Source organism: Paucibacter soli (assembly GCF_037482845.1).
GTDB lineage: Bacteria > Pseudomonadota > Gammaproteobacteria > Burkholderiales > Burkholderiaceae_C > Paucibacter_B > Paucibacter_B soli.
Genome location: NZ_JBBHJW010000005.1, coordinates 44,684 through 57,202, shown reverse-complemented (window position 1 = coordinate 57,202; position 12,519 = coordinate 44,684). Strand labels below are relative to the sequence as shown.

Sequence of the window (12,519 nt, the reverse complement as noted above, 5' to 3'; positions counted from 1 at the left end):
AATTTCGGGGCCGACATCGCCATCTTGGAGAGCCACATGAAACCCATTTCGTCCATCACCCCGAGCCTGATCCTGGCCGCCGCACTGACCGCCTGCGGCGGTGGAAGCGACAGCAGCAACGCACCTACGCCTACGCCTACGCCTGCTCCTGCTCCTGCTCCCTCACCCGCACCCGCACCGGCTCCTGCTGGCGGCTCGGTTTGCAGCGGCAATAGCTGGCTGGCGCCGACCTACGATGTGTACGGCCCTGTGGCTGCCACGGCAACGCCAGCAGTGGCGAACTACTACGGCAGCAGCAGCAGCTCGCTCACGCAGTGCATCGCGGTCGGTAACACTTTGCAAGTCAGCACCACCGATGGTTTTAACCAAATAGTGAGCTGGGCTGACCCTATTGCCAGCAACGCCAGCAGTGCAGGCGCATTGCTTTACAACGGCAACTTGCTGTTCACTTGCAGCAGTGGCAGCTACAAGACCAAGCACCTGGCGCTGCGCTCGAACGCTGGTGCGGCGGTGTTCACCGGCAGTGCTGCGCGCTTGTTGCTCGGCACGGCATTCACCTTCGGCACGCTGGAGTGCAGCGCCACCGGCAACGGCACTGTTCGCGGCGCGACAACGCTGGCCATCGCTGCCGATCACGGATCGGCAACGATCACCGATACCACCTCGACCTCCGCGGAAGTGACGGTGTTCACCGCTGCACAGCTTGATGCGCTGTTCAGTCCCGGCGGTCTGGTCACCGGCAACGGCAAAACCATACGCTGGGTGCTATACGTGCTGCCGGTGGGCGGTGGACTGACCAAACAAGTGATCGTCCACACGGCGGTCCAGGGCGACGGCAGCGTCAACGTCTTCTCGTTCACGCAGCCCTGACCAGCGCCAGCGCATCCACTTGTGGCCCCGGCACTGCCGGGTGCCGCCGTGTATGGCGCGGGGGAGGCCGGCACAGCGACTCTCGTGAGCGCTGGGCTCTCGCCTGGATTTTCAGCCCGGTTGTGGAGTTCCCGTCTGAAATTCTCTGCCCCGCATGAGATGCATTAAAGGCTTGCGCAGGGTCAAAAAAAAGCCCCCGGATGCGGGGGCTTGGTCCCTCAAACAGGTGGGTGGCGCTTAATTCGTCACACCCAGCTGCTTGTTGATCATCCATTGCTGGGCGATCGACAGGATGTTGTTCACCAGCCAGTACAGCACCAGGCCGGCCGGGAAGGCGAAGAACATGAAGCTGAAGGCCAGCGGCATGATCCACATCATCTTGGCCTGGGTGGGGTCCGGCGGGGTCGGGTTCAGCCAGACCTGGAACAGGCTGGAGAGCGTCATCAGCAGCGGCAGGATGAAGAAGGGATCCGGCACGGCCAGGTCGCCGATCCAGCCCAGCCAGGGCGCGCCGCGCATCTCGACGCTGGACAGCAGCACCCAGTAGAGCGCGATGAAGAAGGGCATCTGCAGGAAGATGGGCAGGCAGCTGCCGATCGGGTTGACCTTCTCCTCGCGGTAGATGCGCATCATCTCCTGCTGCATCTCCTGCGGCTTGTCCTTCAGGCGCTCGCGCATCTCGGTGATCTTGGGATTCACGGCCTTCATCTTGGCCATGCTGCGGTAGGCGCTGGCATTGAGCCAGTAGAAGCCGATCTTCAAGAGCACCACCAGGGCGATGATGGACCAGCCCCAGTTGCCCAGCACCTTGTGCAGCTGGTCCAGCAGCCAGAACAGCGGCTTGGACAGCACGGTGAACCAGCCATAGTCCTTCACCAGCTCCAGGCCGGGGGCCAGGGCGGCGAGCTTCTTTTCTTCCTGCGGGCCGACGAAGAGCTGCTCTTCGGTGCTGGCCTTGGCCTCGGGCGCCAGGGTCGGCAGGGTGAAGACCATGCCCACCGAGTACAGGCCGTTGCCGAGCTTGCGGGCATAGAACTCGCGCGCGCCTTCGGCATTGCGCAGCCAGGCACTCGCGAAGTAATGCTGGACCATGCCCACCCAGCCGTCGTTGGCGGTCTTCTCGATCTCGAGCTTGTCCTTGTCGAGATCCTTGAACTCGATCTTGTGGAACTTGCTCTTCTCGGTATAGACGGCCGGGCCGGTGAAGGTGGAGTAGAAGCCCGAGCCGCCCGGTGCGGGCTGGCCATCGCGCTGCAGCTGCACATAGAGCTGCGGCGTCAGCGCCGCGGCACCGAAGTTGACGACCTCATGCTTGACGCCCACGACATAGTCGCCGCGCTTGAAGGTATAGGTCTTGGCCAGCTTCACGCCGCCCACCTCGGGCGATTCGAAGCGCAGCACCAGCTCGTTGGCGCCGTCCTTCAGCGCGCGCTCGCCGGGCACCAGGCTCATCAGGGTGTTGTGCGTGGGCAGTTGCTCGCCCTTGCTGCCCACCAGGCCCGACTGGGCGCGGTAGCCATGGGCGGCGTCCAGCAGCACGATGGGCGTGCCTTCGACGCTGCGCTTCGGACGCATCCCCACCAGCTCGGCCAGCGGCTCGTACCAGCGCTGCTCGGGGAAGCTCAGGTACTTGAGCAGTTCCACGCGCGTGATGTCGGCACCCAGGGTGTTCAGCGTGACCTTGACCACATCGGTGCTGATGGTGATCTGCTCGCCTTGCGTGGCGGCGTCGGCCTGGGGCGCGGCGGCGCCGGTGGCGGCAGCGGCAGTCAGGGCGCTCGCGGCCGGCGCAGGCACGCCTGCGGACGCGGCAGCGGCCACCGGCTTGGGCACCGCTGGCGCAAACATCGAAGGATGCCCGTTGTACTTTTGCCAGCCGTCCCAGAGCAGGACGAGTGACATGGTGAATACCACCCACAGCACGGTGCGGCGTATATCAGTCATGGGGAAGCTTCAGGATTGGAGGAAGGGGAGGAAGTCGGACGGGCGGGCGGCACTGCACAACCCAGCCGGGTGAACAGACCCGGCGCATTGTCAGGCACCGGATCATGCCCGCCCAGACAGAAGGGGTTGCAGCGCAGGATGCGGGCGGCGGCCATGTAGCTGCCGGCACAGGCGCCATGCTTGGACAGGGCCTGCATGGCGTAGGCCGAGCAGCTGGGCTGGTAGCGGCAGCCGGCCTGTATCCAGTGGCTGAACAGCAGCTGGTAGCCGCGCACCAAGCCCATCATGAAGCGCTGCGCGAATGTCGGCGTCTTCTTCTGCATGATGCTCGCGCTCAGGGCTGGGCCGGCTCGGGCCTGGCGGGCCGCGGCGCACGCGCCAGCTTGGCCACCAGGCCCTGCAATTCGGCACGCGCGGCGGCGCGCAGCGCGTCGGACGAGGCGCTGGGGTATTGCTTGCGGTCGAAGGGCATGCGCAGGCGCACCACCCACAAACCGGGCGGCAAGAGCTGCGCCGCCTCGCCCTCGGCAAAGGCGACGCGGATCTGGCGTTTCAGCAGGGTGCGCGTGACGGAACGTCGCGCATGGCGCTTGGGCACCACCATGCCCAGCCAGCGGCCTTGAACAGCTGCCGGCGGGGCCGTGAGGGGCGCGTCATCCACAAGCATGTGGATCATCGGTGCATCGCCTGTTGATAACTGGCCAGCAGCTGTGGATAAGCGCTTGCCAGGCAGGCTGGGCACGGCCGCAAGGTGATGCACAGCGAAATGGCTGCTGCGCGCACGGCTCGGCGAACCGAGCACGCGCTCAAAGTCGGCCGATCGCAGGATGCGGCCGATCACGATGCGGCGGCGTAAGCCTTAGACGGCCAGGCGCTTGCGGCCCTTGGCGCGGCGAGCGTTGATGACGGCACGGCCGCCGCGGGTCTTCATGCGGACGAGGAAGCCGTGGGTACGGGCGCGGCGGGTCTTGGAGGCTTGGTAAGTGCGTTTCATGATGGGAACCTCAGTGGGCGCGTCGGTTGACGCTATATAGCCGTGGGCAAATCAATCGGATGCGGTGTGCATCCCAGTGGCCTCGCCCGCGGCATGCGTGGTGGCATGCTTGCAGATGAGGCGCATCCTTGATGTGCGCCGCGCCGGTGCGCCGCTTGTCGCGTGCGCCGCCGGCCGAGGTGAACCCAGGCCGGTGGCGCGGTGGACCTACCGCAAGGGGTTTGACTTCTGCTTCTCAAAAGTCACGCGCCCATGCAAATACGTCCGGCGTCCGGGAAAGCCCGCGATTACACCAAAGAATGCCCGCCCGGTCAACTTTGCCGCAGCGGCCCCTGGGGATTACCGGGGCTTGACCCCGCGGAAATTTCTGTGGATAACCTCTACTTCGGCGGCCCCGAATACGTACAATCCGGCCGCTCAAGAACAAGTTTTCCACAATGAGCGCAGATGGCCTGACGGCACTCTGGCAGCAGGGCTGTGAACGCCTGGCCGCCGAGTTGCCCGAGCAACAATTCAACACCTGGATCCGCCCCCTGCCCCCGGCCGAGGTGGCCGATTCGGGCGCGCAAGGGCTGGTCGTGTCCCTGCGCGTGCCCAACCGTTTCAAGCTCGACTGGATCCGCAATCAGTACGCGGGCCGCATTGAATCCATCCTCAGCGAGCTGGCCGGCCGCCCCACCCGCCTGGAGCTGGCACTGGCGCCGCGCGAGGCGCTGGCCCGCATGGCGCCGCCCGCCAACCAGGCGCTGTCGGTGGGCCAGGTGCTGCACAACGGCCTGCGGCCGGTGCCGGTGAACAACCAGCCCGCCGCCAAGCAGATGGCCGGCGTCGAGCAGGCCAGCGTGGTGGGCATGCAATCGCCGCAAGGGCCCGCCATCATCGTGCCGGGCGGCGCCCATGCGCAGGGCCCGGCGCCCAGCAGCACGCGTCACCGCATCAACCCGGCACTCACCTTCGACACCCTGGTGCCCGGCCGTGCCAATCAGATGGCCCGCACCGCCGCCCTGCATGTGGCCGGCGCCCCCGGCCAGATGTACAACCCGCTCTTCATCTACGGCGGCGTGGGCCTGGGCAAGACCCATTTGATACACGCCGTGGGCAATGCCCTCTTGAAGGACAAGCCCGACGCCCGCGTGCTCTATCTGCACGCCGAGCAGTTCATCTCGGACGTGGTGAAGAACTACCAGCGCAAGACCTTCGACGAACTGAAAGCCAAGTACCACTCGCTGGACCTGCTGCTGATCGACGATGTGCAGTTCTTCGCCGGCAAGGACCGCACGCAGGAGGAGTTCTTCAACGCCTTCGAGGCCCTGCTGGCCAAGCGCGCCCACATCATCATGACCTCGGACACCTACCCCAAGGGCCTGGTGGACATCGACGAGCGCCTCACCAGCCGCTTCGACGCCGGCCTGACGGTGGCGATCGAGCCGCCCGAGCTGGAAATGCGCGTGGCCATCCTGATCAAGAAGGCCGAGGCTGAAGCAGCGCCCATGCCCGAGGACGTGGCCTTCTTCATCGCCAAGAACGTGCGCGCCAATGTGCGCGAGCTGGAAGGTGCGCTGCGCAAGGTGCTGGCCTACAGCCGCTTCAGCCACAAGGAAATCAATATCCAGCTGGCGCGCGAGGCGCTGAAAGACCTGCTGTCGATCCAGAACCGCCAGATCTCGGTGGAGAACATCCAGAAGACGGTGGCCGACTTCTACAAGATCAAGGTCGCCGACATGTACAGCAAGAAGCGCCCGGCCAGCATCGCGCGGCCGCGCCAGATTGCGATGTACCTGGCCAAGGAGCTGACGCAGAAGAGCCTGCCCGAGATCGGCGAGCTGTTCGGCGGCCGCGACCACACCACCGTGCTGCACGCGGTGCGCAAGATCGGCGGCGAGCGCCAGAAGAACACCGAGCTGAACCAGCAGCTGCATGTGCTGGAACAGACGCTCAAAGGTTGATCTGCCCCCAGGTTTCCACCCCCGGGTAAGACCTCATTCCTGGGCGACAATGCGCGCTGCTCACGCGCGCGCGTTCACCCCGGTGCCGTGCGGCAACCCCCTCAGAACAAGCGGAGAGAGGTAGAAAACATGATTGTGTTGAAAGCCACCCAGGACAAGGTACTGGGCGCCCTGCAGGCCGTGTCCGGCATCGTGGAACGCCGCCACACCCTGCCCATCCTGGCGAACGTGCTGATACGCAAGCAGGGCTCGCAGGTCGAGCTGACCACCAGCGATCTGGAAATCCAGGTGCGCACCACGGTCGAGTTCGACGGCGATGCCGGCAACTTCTCCAGCACCGTGGGTGCGCGCAAGCTGATCGACATCCTGCGCTCGATGCCGGCCGACCAGACGGTGAGCCTCAGCTCCAGCGGCAGCAAGATGACGCTGCAGGGCGGCAAGAGCCGCTTCACGCTGCAGACCCTGCCGGCCGACGACTTCCCGCTGGTGCAGGAAGCGGCCGATTTCGGCCCCGCCTTCGCCGTGCCTCAGAAGACCCTCAAGCACCTCATCAACCAGGTGCACTTCTCGATGGCGGTGCACGACATCCGCTACTACCTGAACGGCATCCTGTTCGTGGCCGAGGGCAAGAACCTGACCCTGGTGGCCACCGACGGCCACCGCCTGGCGCTGGCCCAGGCCACGCTGGAAACCGACATCCCCAAGCAGGAAGTGATACTGCCGCGCAAGACCGTGCTGGAGCTGATGCGCCTCTTGAAGGACGGTGGCAAAGATGGTTCGGACGACCAGCCGATCGAGATGCGCTTCGCCGGCAACCAGGCCAAGTTCTCGTTCAGCGGCATGGAGTTCGTCACCAAGCTGGTGGAGGGCAAGTTCCCCGACTACAACCGCGTGATCCCCAAGAACCACAAGTTCAACGTCACGCTGGGCCGCCAGACCCTGCTGGCCAGCCTGCAGCGCGCCGCCATCCTGACCAGCGAGAAGTTCAAGGCCGTGCGCCTGTCCTTCGAGCCCGGCCTGCTCTCGATCGCCTCCAGCAATGCCGAGCAGGAAGAGGCCAAGGAAGAGATCGAGATCGACTACAACGGCGACCTGATCGAGACCGGCTTCAACGTCACCTACCTGATGGATGCGCTGCAGAACATGAGCCAGGACATGGTCAGCATCGACCTGAACGACAGCGCCTCCAGCGCGCTGATCACGATCCCAGAGCAGACCGGTTTTAAATACGTCGTCATGCCGATGAGGATCTGACGCCGGTTCGAAACGATTCATGAACAGCGGGCCCCGGCCCGCTTCAGTGCTTTTAAAGGGCCGCATGCAAGGGCCCGCGAGTGAGAGAGAGTCCCCGATGAGTGATGTGCCCAGCAACGAACAAAACCCCGACGGCCTGACCGAGAAGCAGCAGGCTGCCGTCACGGCGGAAGCCTCCTCGGGCGCGGTCTACGGCGCGGACTCGATCCAGATCCTCGAAGGCCTGGAAGCGGTGCGCAAGCGCCCCGGCATGTATATCGGCGACACCTCGGACGGCACCGGCCTGCACCACCTGGTGTTCGAAGTGGTGGACAACTCGATCGACGAATCGCTGGCCGGCCATTGCGACGACATCATCGTCACCATCCACACCGACAACTCGATCAGCGTGATCGACAACGGCCGCGGCATCCCCACCGGCGTGAAGATGGACGACAAGCACGAGCCCAAGCGCTCTGCCGCCGAAATCGCGCTGACCGAGCTGCACGCCGGCGGCAAGTTCAACCAGAACAGCTACAAGGTCTCGGGCGGCCTGCACGGCGTGGGCGTGAGCTGCGTGAACGGCCTCTCCAAGTGGCTGCGCCTGACGGTGCGCCGCGACGGCAAGGTGCACCAGATCGAGTTCAAGCAAGGCATTCCGCAGGATCGCCTGATCGAGGTGGTGGACGGCTTCGAAACCAGCCCGATGCGCGTGATCGGCGATACCGACAAGCGCGGCACCGAGGTGCACTTCCTGCCCGACACCGAGATCTTCCAGCAGAACAACGACTTCCACTACGACATCCTGGCCAAGCGGCTTCGGGAACTGAGCTTCCTCAACAACGGCGTGAAGATCCGCCTGGTCGACGAGCGCAACAACAAGGAAGACAACTTCGCCTACGCGGGCGGCGTGCGCGGCTTCGTCGAGTTCATCAACAAGGGCAAGAGCACCCTGCATCCCAACATCTTCCACGCCCAGGGCGACAAGATGTCGGACCAGGGCACCAATATCGGCGTCGAAGTCTCCATGCAGTGGAACGACGGCTTCAACGAGAACGTGCTCTGCTTCACCAACAACATCCCGCAGCGCGACGGCGGCACCCACCTCACCGGCCTGCGCGCCGCGATGACGCGCGTGCTGAACAAATACATCACCGACAACGATCTCGCCAAGAAGGCCAAGGTCGAGGTGGCCGGCGACGATATGCGCGAAGGCCTGGCCTGCGTGGTGAGTGTCAAGGTGCCCGAGCCCAAGTTCAGCAGTCAGACCAAGGACAAGCTGGTCTCCAGCGAGGTGCGCGGCCCGGTGGAAGACATCGTGGCTAACAAGCTGAATGACTGGCTGCTGGAGAACCCCACCGACGCCAAGATCGTCTGCGGCAAGATCCTCGACGCCGCGCGCGCCCGCGAGGCCGCGCGCAAGGCGCGCGAGATGACGCGCCGCAAGGGCGTGCTGGACGGCCTGGGCCTGCCCGGCAAGCTGGCCGACTGCCAGGAAAAAGACCCCGCGATGTGCGAGATCTACATCGTCGAGGGCGACTCCGCCGGCGGCTCCGCCAAGCAGGGCCGTGATCGCAAGTTCCAGGCCATCCTGCCGCTGCGCGGCAAGATCCTGAACGTCGAGAAGGCGCGCTATGAAAAGCTGCTCACCTCCAACGAAATCCTCACGCTGATCACGGCCCTGGGCACCGGCATCGGCCGCGGTGCCGGCGGCGACGATTTCAACCCCGACAAGCTGCGCTACCACCGCATCATCATCATGACCGACGCGGACGTCGACGGCGCCCACATCCGCACCCTGCTCTTGACCTTCTTCTACCGCCAGATGCCCGAGCTGGTGGAGCGCGGCCATATCTACATTGCCCAGCCACCGCTCTACAAGGTCAAGGTCGGCAAGCATGAGCAGTACCTGAAGGACGCGCATGAACTCGACGGCTTCCTGCTCAAGGTGGCGCTGCAGGACGCGCATCTGCACACCGGCATTGGCGATGCCGTGCTGAGCGGCGAGGCGCTCGAAGCGCTGGCGCGCAACTATGTAATGGCCGAGAGCGTGATCACGCGCCTCGCCAACTGGATGGACTTCGAAGCCCTGCGCGTGCTGGCCAGCGGCCTGAGCATCAACCTCGACAGCAAGGAAGCCGCCGAGGCCGCCGCCGCCGCGATGCAGGCCGCGCTGCACGACGCCCTCGTCACCAGCGAGTACGACGCTCGCACCGACAAGCTGTTCCTGCGCATCGCGCGCCGCCACCATGGCAACACCCGCTCCAGCATCATCAATGCCGACTTCGTGCACGGCGCCGACTACGAAGTGCTGGCGCGCGCCGGCAGCACCTTCAAGGGCCTGATCGGCGAGAACGCCCTGGTCCGCAAGGGCGAGGGCGAGAAGGCCAAGGAGTTCAAGGTGGCCGACTTCCGCGGTGCCATGGACTGGCTGATGCAGCAAGCCGAAAACTCGGTGGGCCGCCAGCGCTACAAGGGCCTGGGCGAAATGAACCCCGAACAGCTCTGGGAAACGACGATGGACCCGAACGTGCGCCGCCTGCTGCGCGTGCAGATCGACGACGCCATCGAAGCCGACCGCGTGTTCACCATGCTGATGGGCGACGAAGTGGAGCCGCGCCGCGACTTCATCGAGACGAATGCGCTGAGGGCGGCGAATATCGACGTTTGAGTTGACGGCCCGCCCCCACGGCGGGTTGAATACCGGCATGGGCACCGCGCAGGCATTCATCACCGAGCACCAGGCACAGCTGGCCGAGCTGTGCCAGCGCCATCATGCGCACAGCCTGCATGTGTTTGGTTCGGCCGTGCGGGCAGACTTCCGCGCCGCTGACAGCGACCTCGATTTCCTGGTTGCCTTCGACGATACGCTGCAGCCCGCCGCTTATTCCCGGGCCTTCTTTGCACTCAAGCAAGACCTGGAGCAGCTGTTCAACCGCCCGGTGGACCTGCTGACCCCCGACGCCCTGCGCAACCCTTATCTGCGCCGCCGCATCGAAGCCGAGCAAGTGCCGCTGTATGGCGCCTGACCCGGCCAAGTACCTCTGGGATGCCTTGCAGGCCGCCGAGCGCGCGGGTCGCTTCGTGCAAAGCAAGACCTTTGCCGACTACCTGCAGGACGAAATGCTGCGCTCCGCCGTGGAGCGGCAGCTGGAGATCGTTGGCGAGGCACTGGGCCAGTTGCGCAAGGCCGACCCCGCCACCGCCGCCACCATCCCCGATCTGCCCCAGGCCGTGGCCCTGCGCAATGTGCTGGTGCATGCCTATGCGACGGTGAACGACAAGCTGGTTTGGGGTGTGGTGGAGCAACACCTGGCCCCGCTGTGCGAACGCATGAGGATGCTGCTGAATTCCGTAGAGTAAATACGGCTGGGACGGATCGCCCTGGCGGGTTCCGGAAATCCAACAGGCAAACGCCCGGCCGGTCCGCGCGACACCTATTTTCAAGGCTCTTTGGGCACGGGCGGCCCCCCGGGTTTTCCCAGAACGAGACGCGACCTTGAAAAGGCCGGGCCGTCCCGCCGTCTCCCGACGCCAATCGTCCTTTTCAGTGGCTCACCCCATGAGCCGCCCGTCATGCAAGCTCCTCCCTGCACCGGATGGCGGTGCGCCAAGCACAGGGATGCAAGATGATCAACACCAATGACGACGACCGGGATGCCGACATGCCGCGCGGCAAGTACGAGGACTTCGCTATGGAGCTGACCCACCGGCTGGGGGCCGAGTTCAGCCTGCTGTGGGTCCAGGGTGGCAAGCGCGGCGACGGCCTGTGCGTGCAGCACACCTACGGCGACGACGAGAAGCCGGCCAAGATGCGCCACGTAGCCAAGGTGTTCGAGTACATGGCCGAGTGGGCCCGCAAGGAAGCGGGGGACGCCACGCTGCATTGAGCGCAAGGGCGTCGTGCACCCAGGGGGAGCGATCCCCCATTTGTTGACCGGTATCGATCGAATATTTCAATCGGTCATCTCATCTCGACATCAGGCCCCCCTCACGCGCCCGCCATCCGGGCGCATGCGTCCAGGCCCAAACCTCAAGCAAAACCATGACACCTCCCAAACTTCGCTGCCCCGCCTGCGGCAAGCCCTCCGGCGTGAACATCCTTTTTGGCTTTCCCTCGCCCGAAGCGATGGATGCGGCCGAGCGCGGCGAGATCGCGCTGGGCGGGTGTTGCCTGCCTTGCGAGCCCGTCCACCACCGCTGCCTGGACTGCGGGCATGAATGGGCCGCGCCCGAGCCCGAGGGCGGCGGCCAGGTCGCCTCAGGGCGGCTTCAAGCGCGCTAGCGCCTCGAGCCGGTATTGCTCGACCAGGCCCTCGCTCTCCATCTGCTTGAGCGTGCTGGCCAGTTGTGCGGCAAAGGGTGCGTGCTTCTCCAGCAGATAGCTGCTGCTTGCTTGCGGCGGGCTGATGTCAAAGAGCTTTTGCAGCCTGTTCTTGTTGCCTTGCGTCCTGGTCTCGAATTCGTACTGAGCGATGCCCATGGAGACGTCGCAGATGAAGTCGGCATGGCCGGCGGCCAGCATGTCGACGCTCTGCTTGACTGTGGTGACCGCCGTGAGCTGCTGCTTTGCCAGGCGCGGCCTCAAGGCCTCGTCGCAAAACACCACACCGCGCCGATAAGCCCCGCGCAAGCGCCCGCTGGCCAGGTCGTCCAGGCTGCGCAGGCCCGGCGGCGCCTGCAGCGCATAGAGCGCATAGGACAGGCGAGCCAAGGGGAGCTCCACCACCTGCAGGCGCGGGTGCGCGGCGCCATAGGCCGGGCCACGAATCATTTCGCCATCGATCTCGCCACGCTCCAGCAGCATTTCCAGGCGCTTGAGCGGCGCCACCACGATCTGAAGTTCCATCCCCAGGCGCTTGAACGCTTCGGCATAGAGCAGGCGTGACCACAGGCCCGTGAAGTTCGTCTCGTCGACATTGGTGCCCAGGGTGAGCTTCTTCGGTTCGGCGGCCAGGGCCGCCTGCAAGCTGCATAGGCCGGCCAGCACCAGGCCGGCAAGCCGCAGCGCAGTTCCCCTACGCGGGCACAGCCCGGGTCGACGGCGGCTGTCGCCGAAAGTGATCACCGCTTGGCGCATGGGCCATGATAGTTTGAGGCAGCGGGTGCATCGTTGAGGCCAGCCCCGCCCAGCTTGGGTCAGAAGCCCAGCAGCGGATCGCGTGTGCTGGCCACGGCCATCACATAAGCCAGCAGCAGCAGGCCCGCCACATAGGCCAGCGGGCTGAACTCGCCGCGGTCCATGGCCCAGTGCACGCAGGCCATGTAGGCGCCGATGGCGATGAACTTGGCGAGCAGCCAGGTGTGCACCAAGGGGTTGTAGTTGAGCGAGCCCCACAGGCTGAGGCCGGCGATCGCCAGCAGGAAGTTGACGCCGAACACGAGCGCGCGCAGGCGCACGTCCAGCGGCCACTCGGCCTTGAATTGCAGCGCCAGGCCGCGCACCAGAAAGAGCGCCACGCTGCACCAGGCCAGCAGGATGTGCATGTCCTGCATCTGCGAATAGAACCAGCTCATTTCGAATCCCTCTGT

14 protein-coding genes are annotated in these 12,519 nt (G+C 65.1%); 8 read left to right on the top strand and 6 right to left on the bottom strand.

Translation table 11 applies throughout. The features are described from left to right. Positions 1-36 precede the first annotated feature (36 nt). Positions 37-870 (top strand): hypothetical protein, encoded by an 834-nt coding sequence (locus WG898_RS11920; RefSeq protein WP_339603016.1) that lies wholly within the window; start codon positions 37-39, stop codon positions 868-870. Between the two features lie 237 nt (positions 871-1,107). Here the strand turns inward: WG898_RS11920 and yidC are convergent, their stop codons facing one another. From yidC to rpmH, 4 genes are read right to left on the bottom strand one after another with little or no spacing between them, the layout of a single operon-like run. Next, a complete protein-coding gene (gene yidC / locus WG898_RS11915) occupies positions 1,108-2,814 on the bottom strand; it encodes a membrane protein insertase YidC (protein ID WP_339603015.1) in 1,707 nt (568 codons plus the stop codon). After that, a complete protein-coding gene (gene yidD / locus WG898_RS11910; protein ID WP_339603014.1) occupies positions 2,811-3,137 on the bottom strand; it encodes a membrane protein insertion efficiency factor YidD in 327 nt (108 codons plus the stop codon). The genes yidC and yidD overlap by 4 nt, the downstream gene beginning before the upstream one ends. Positions 3,138-3,148: 11 nt before the next feature. After that, positions 3,149-3,655 carry a ribonuclease P protein component gene (locus WG898_RS11905; protein ID WP_339603013.1) on the bottom strand — a complete coding sequence of 169 codons (507 nt, stop codon included), beginning with the start codon at positions 3,653-3,655 and terminating at the stop codon, positions 3,149-3,151. An 18-nt stretch (positions 3,656-3,673) separates the two neighbouring features. Beyond that, positions 3,674-3,808 carry a 50S ribosomal protein L34 gene (gene rpmH / locus WG898_RS11900; protein WP_047486751.1) on the bottom strand — a complete coding sequence of 45 codons (135 nt, stop codon included), beginning with the start codon at positions 3,806-3,808 and terminating at the stop codon, positions 3,674-3,676. Positions 3,809-4,245: 437 nt separating this feature from the next. On the opposite strand from rpmH, the gene dnaA reads away from it, so the two are divergent. The 7 genes from dnaA to WG898_RS11865 all read left to right on the top strand — a co-directional run bounded on the left by dnaA (position 4,246) and on the right by WG898_RS11865 (position 11,272). After that, on the top strand, positions 4,246-5,754 hold the full coding sequence (gene dnaA / locus WG898_RS11895) for a chromosomal replication initiator protein DnaA (RefSeq protein WP_339603012.1): 1,509 nt from the start codon (positions 4,246-4,248) through the stop codon (positions 5,752-5,754). Between the two features lie 129 nt (positions 5,755-5,883). Then, complete coding sequence (dnaN, locus tag WG898_RS11890) at positions 5,884-7,008, top strand: DNA polymerase III subunit beta (protein ID WP_339603011.1); 1,125 nt, start codon at positions 5,884-5,886, stop codon at positions 7,006-7,008. A 97-nt stretch (positions 7,009-7,105) separates the two neighbouring features. After that, on the top strand, positions 7,106-9,658 hold the full coding sequence (gene gyrB / locus WG898_RS11885) for a DNA topoisomerase (ATP-hydrolyzing) subunit B (RefSeq protein ID WP_339603010.1): 2,553 nt from the start codon (positions 7,106-7,108) through the stop codon (positions 9,656-9,658). 37 nt (positions 9,659-9,695) lie between these two features. After that, positions 9,696-10,016 (top strand): nucleotidyltransferase family protein, encoded by a 321-nt coding sequence (locus WG898_RS11880; RefSeq protein ID WP_339603009.1) that lies wholly within the window; start codon positions 9,696-9,698, stop codon positions 10,014-10,016. Beyond that, positions 10,006-10,350, top strand: a complete 345-nt coding sequence (locus WG898_RS11875) for a HepT-like ribonuclease domain-containing protein (protein ID WP_339603008.1) — start codon at positions 10,006-10,008, stop codon at positions 10,348-10,350. Before WG898_RS11880 ends, WG898_RS11875 begins: the two co-directional genes overlap by 11 nt. A 266-nt stretch (positions 10,351-10,616) precedes the next feature. Continuing rightward, positions 10,617-10,877, top strand: coding sequence for a hypothetical protein (locus WG898_RS11870; protein ID WP_339603007.1), 261 nt, complete (start codon positions 10,617-10,619; stop codon positions 10,875-10,877). Positions 10,878-11,032: 155 nt separating this feature from the next. Further along, entirely contained in the window at positions 11,033-11,272 is a 240-nt protein-coding gene (locus WG898_RS11865) for a hypothetical protein (RefSeq protein WP_339603006.1), read from the top strand. On the opposite strand, the gene WG898_RS11860 is transcribed toward WG898_RS11865, so the two are convergent. Both WG898_RS11860 and WG898_RS11855 read right to left on the bottom strand, forming a co-directional pair. Next, positions 11,249-12,067 carry a substrate-binding periplasmic protein gene (locus WG898_RS11860; RefSeq protein WP_339603005.1) on the bottom strand — a complete coding sequence of 273 codons (819 nt, stop codon included), beginning with the start codon at positions 12,065-12,067 and terminating at the stop codon, positions 11,249-11,251. The genes WG898_RS11865 and WG898_RS11860 overlap by 24 nt on opposite strands. Before the next feature lie 59 nt (positions 12,068-12,126). Further along, positions 12,127-12,504 (bottom strand): SirB2 family protein, encoded by a 378-nt coding sequence (locus tag WG898_RS11855; RefSeq protein ID WP_339603004.1) that lies wholly within the window; start codon positions 12,502-12,504, stop codon positions 12,127-12,129. Positions 12,505-12,519: the final 15 nt, after the last annotated feature.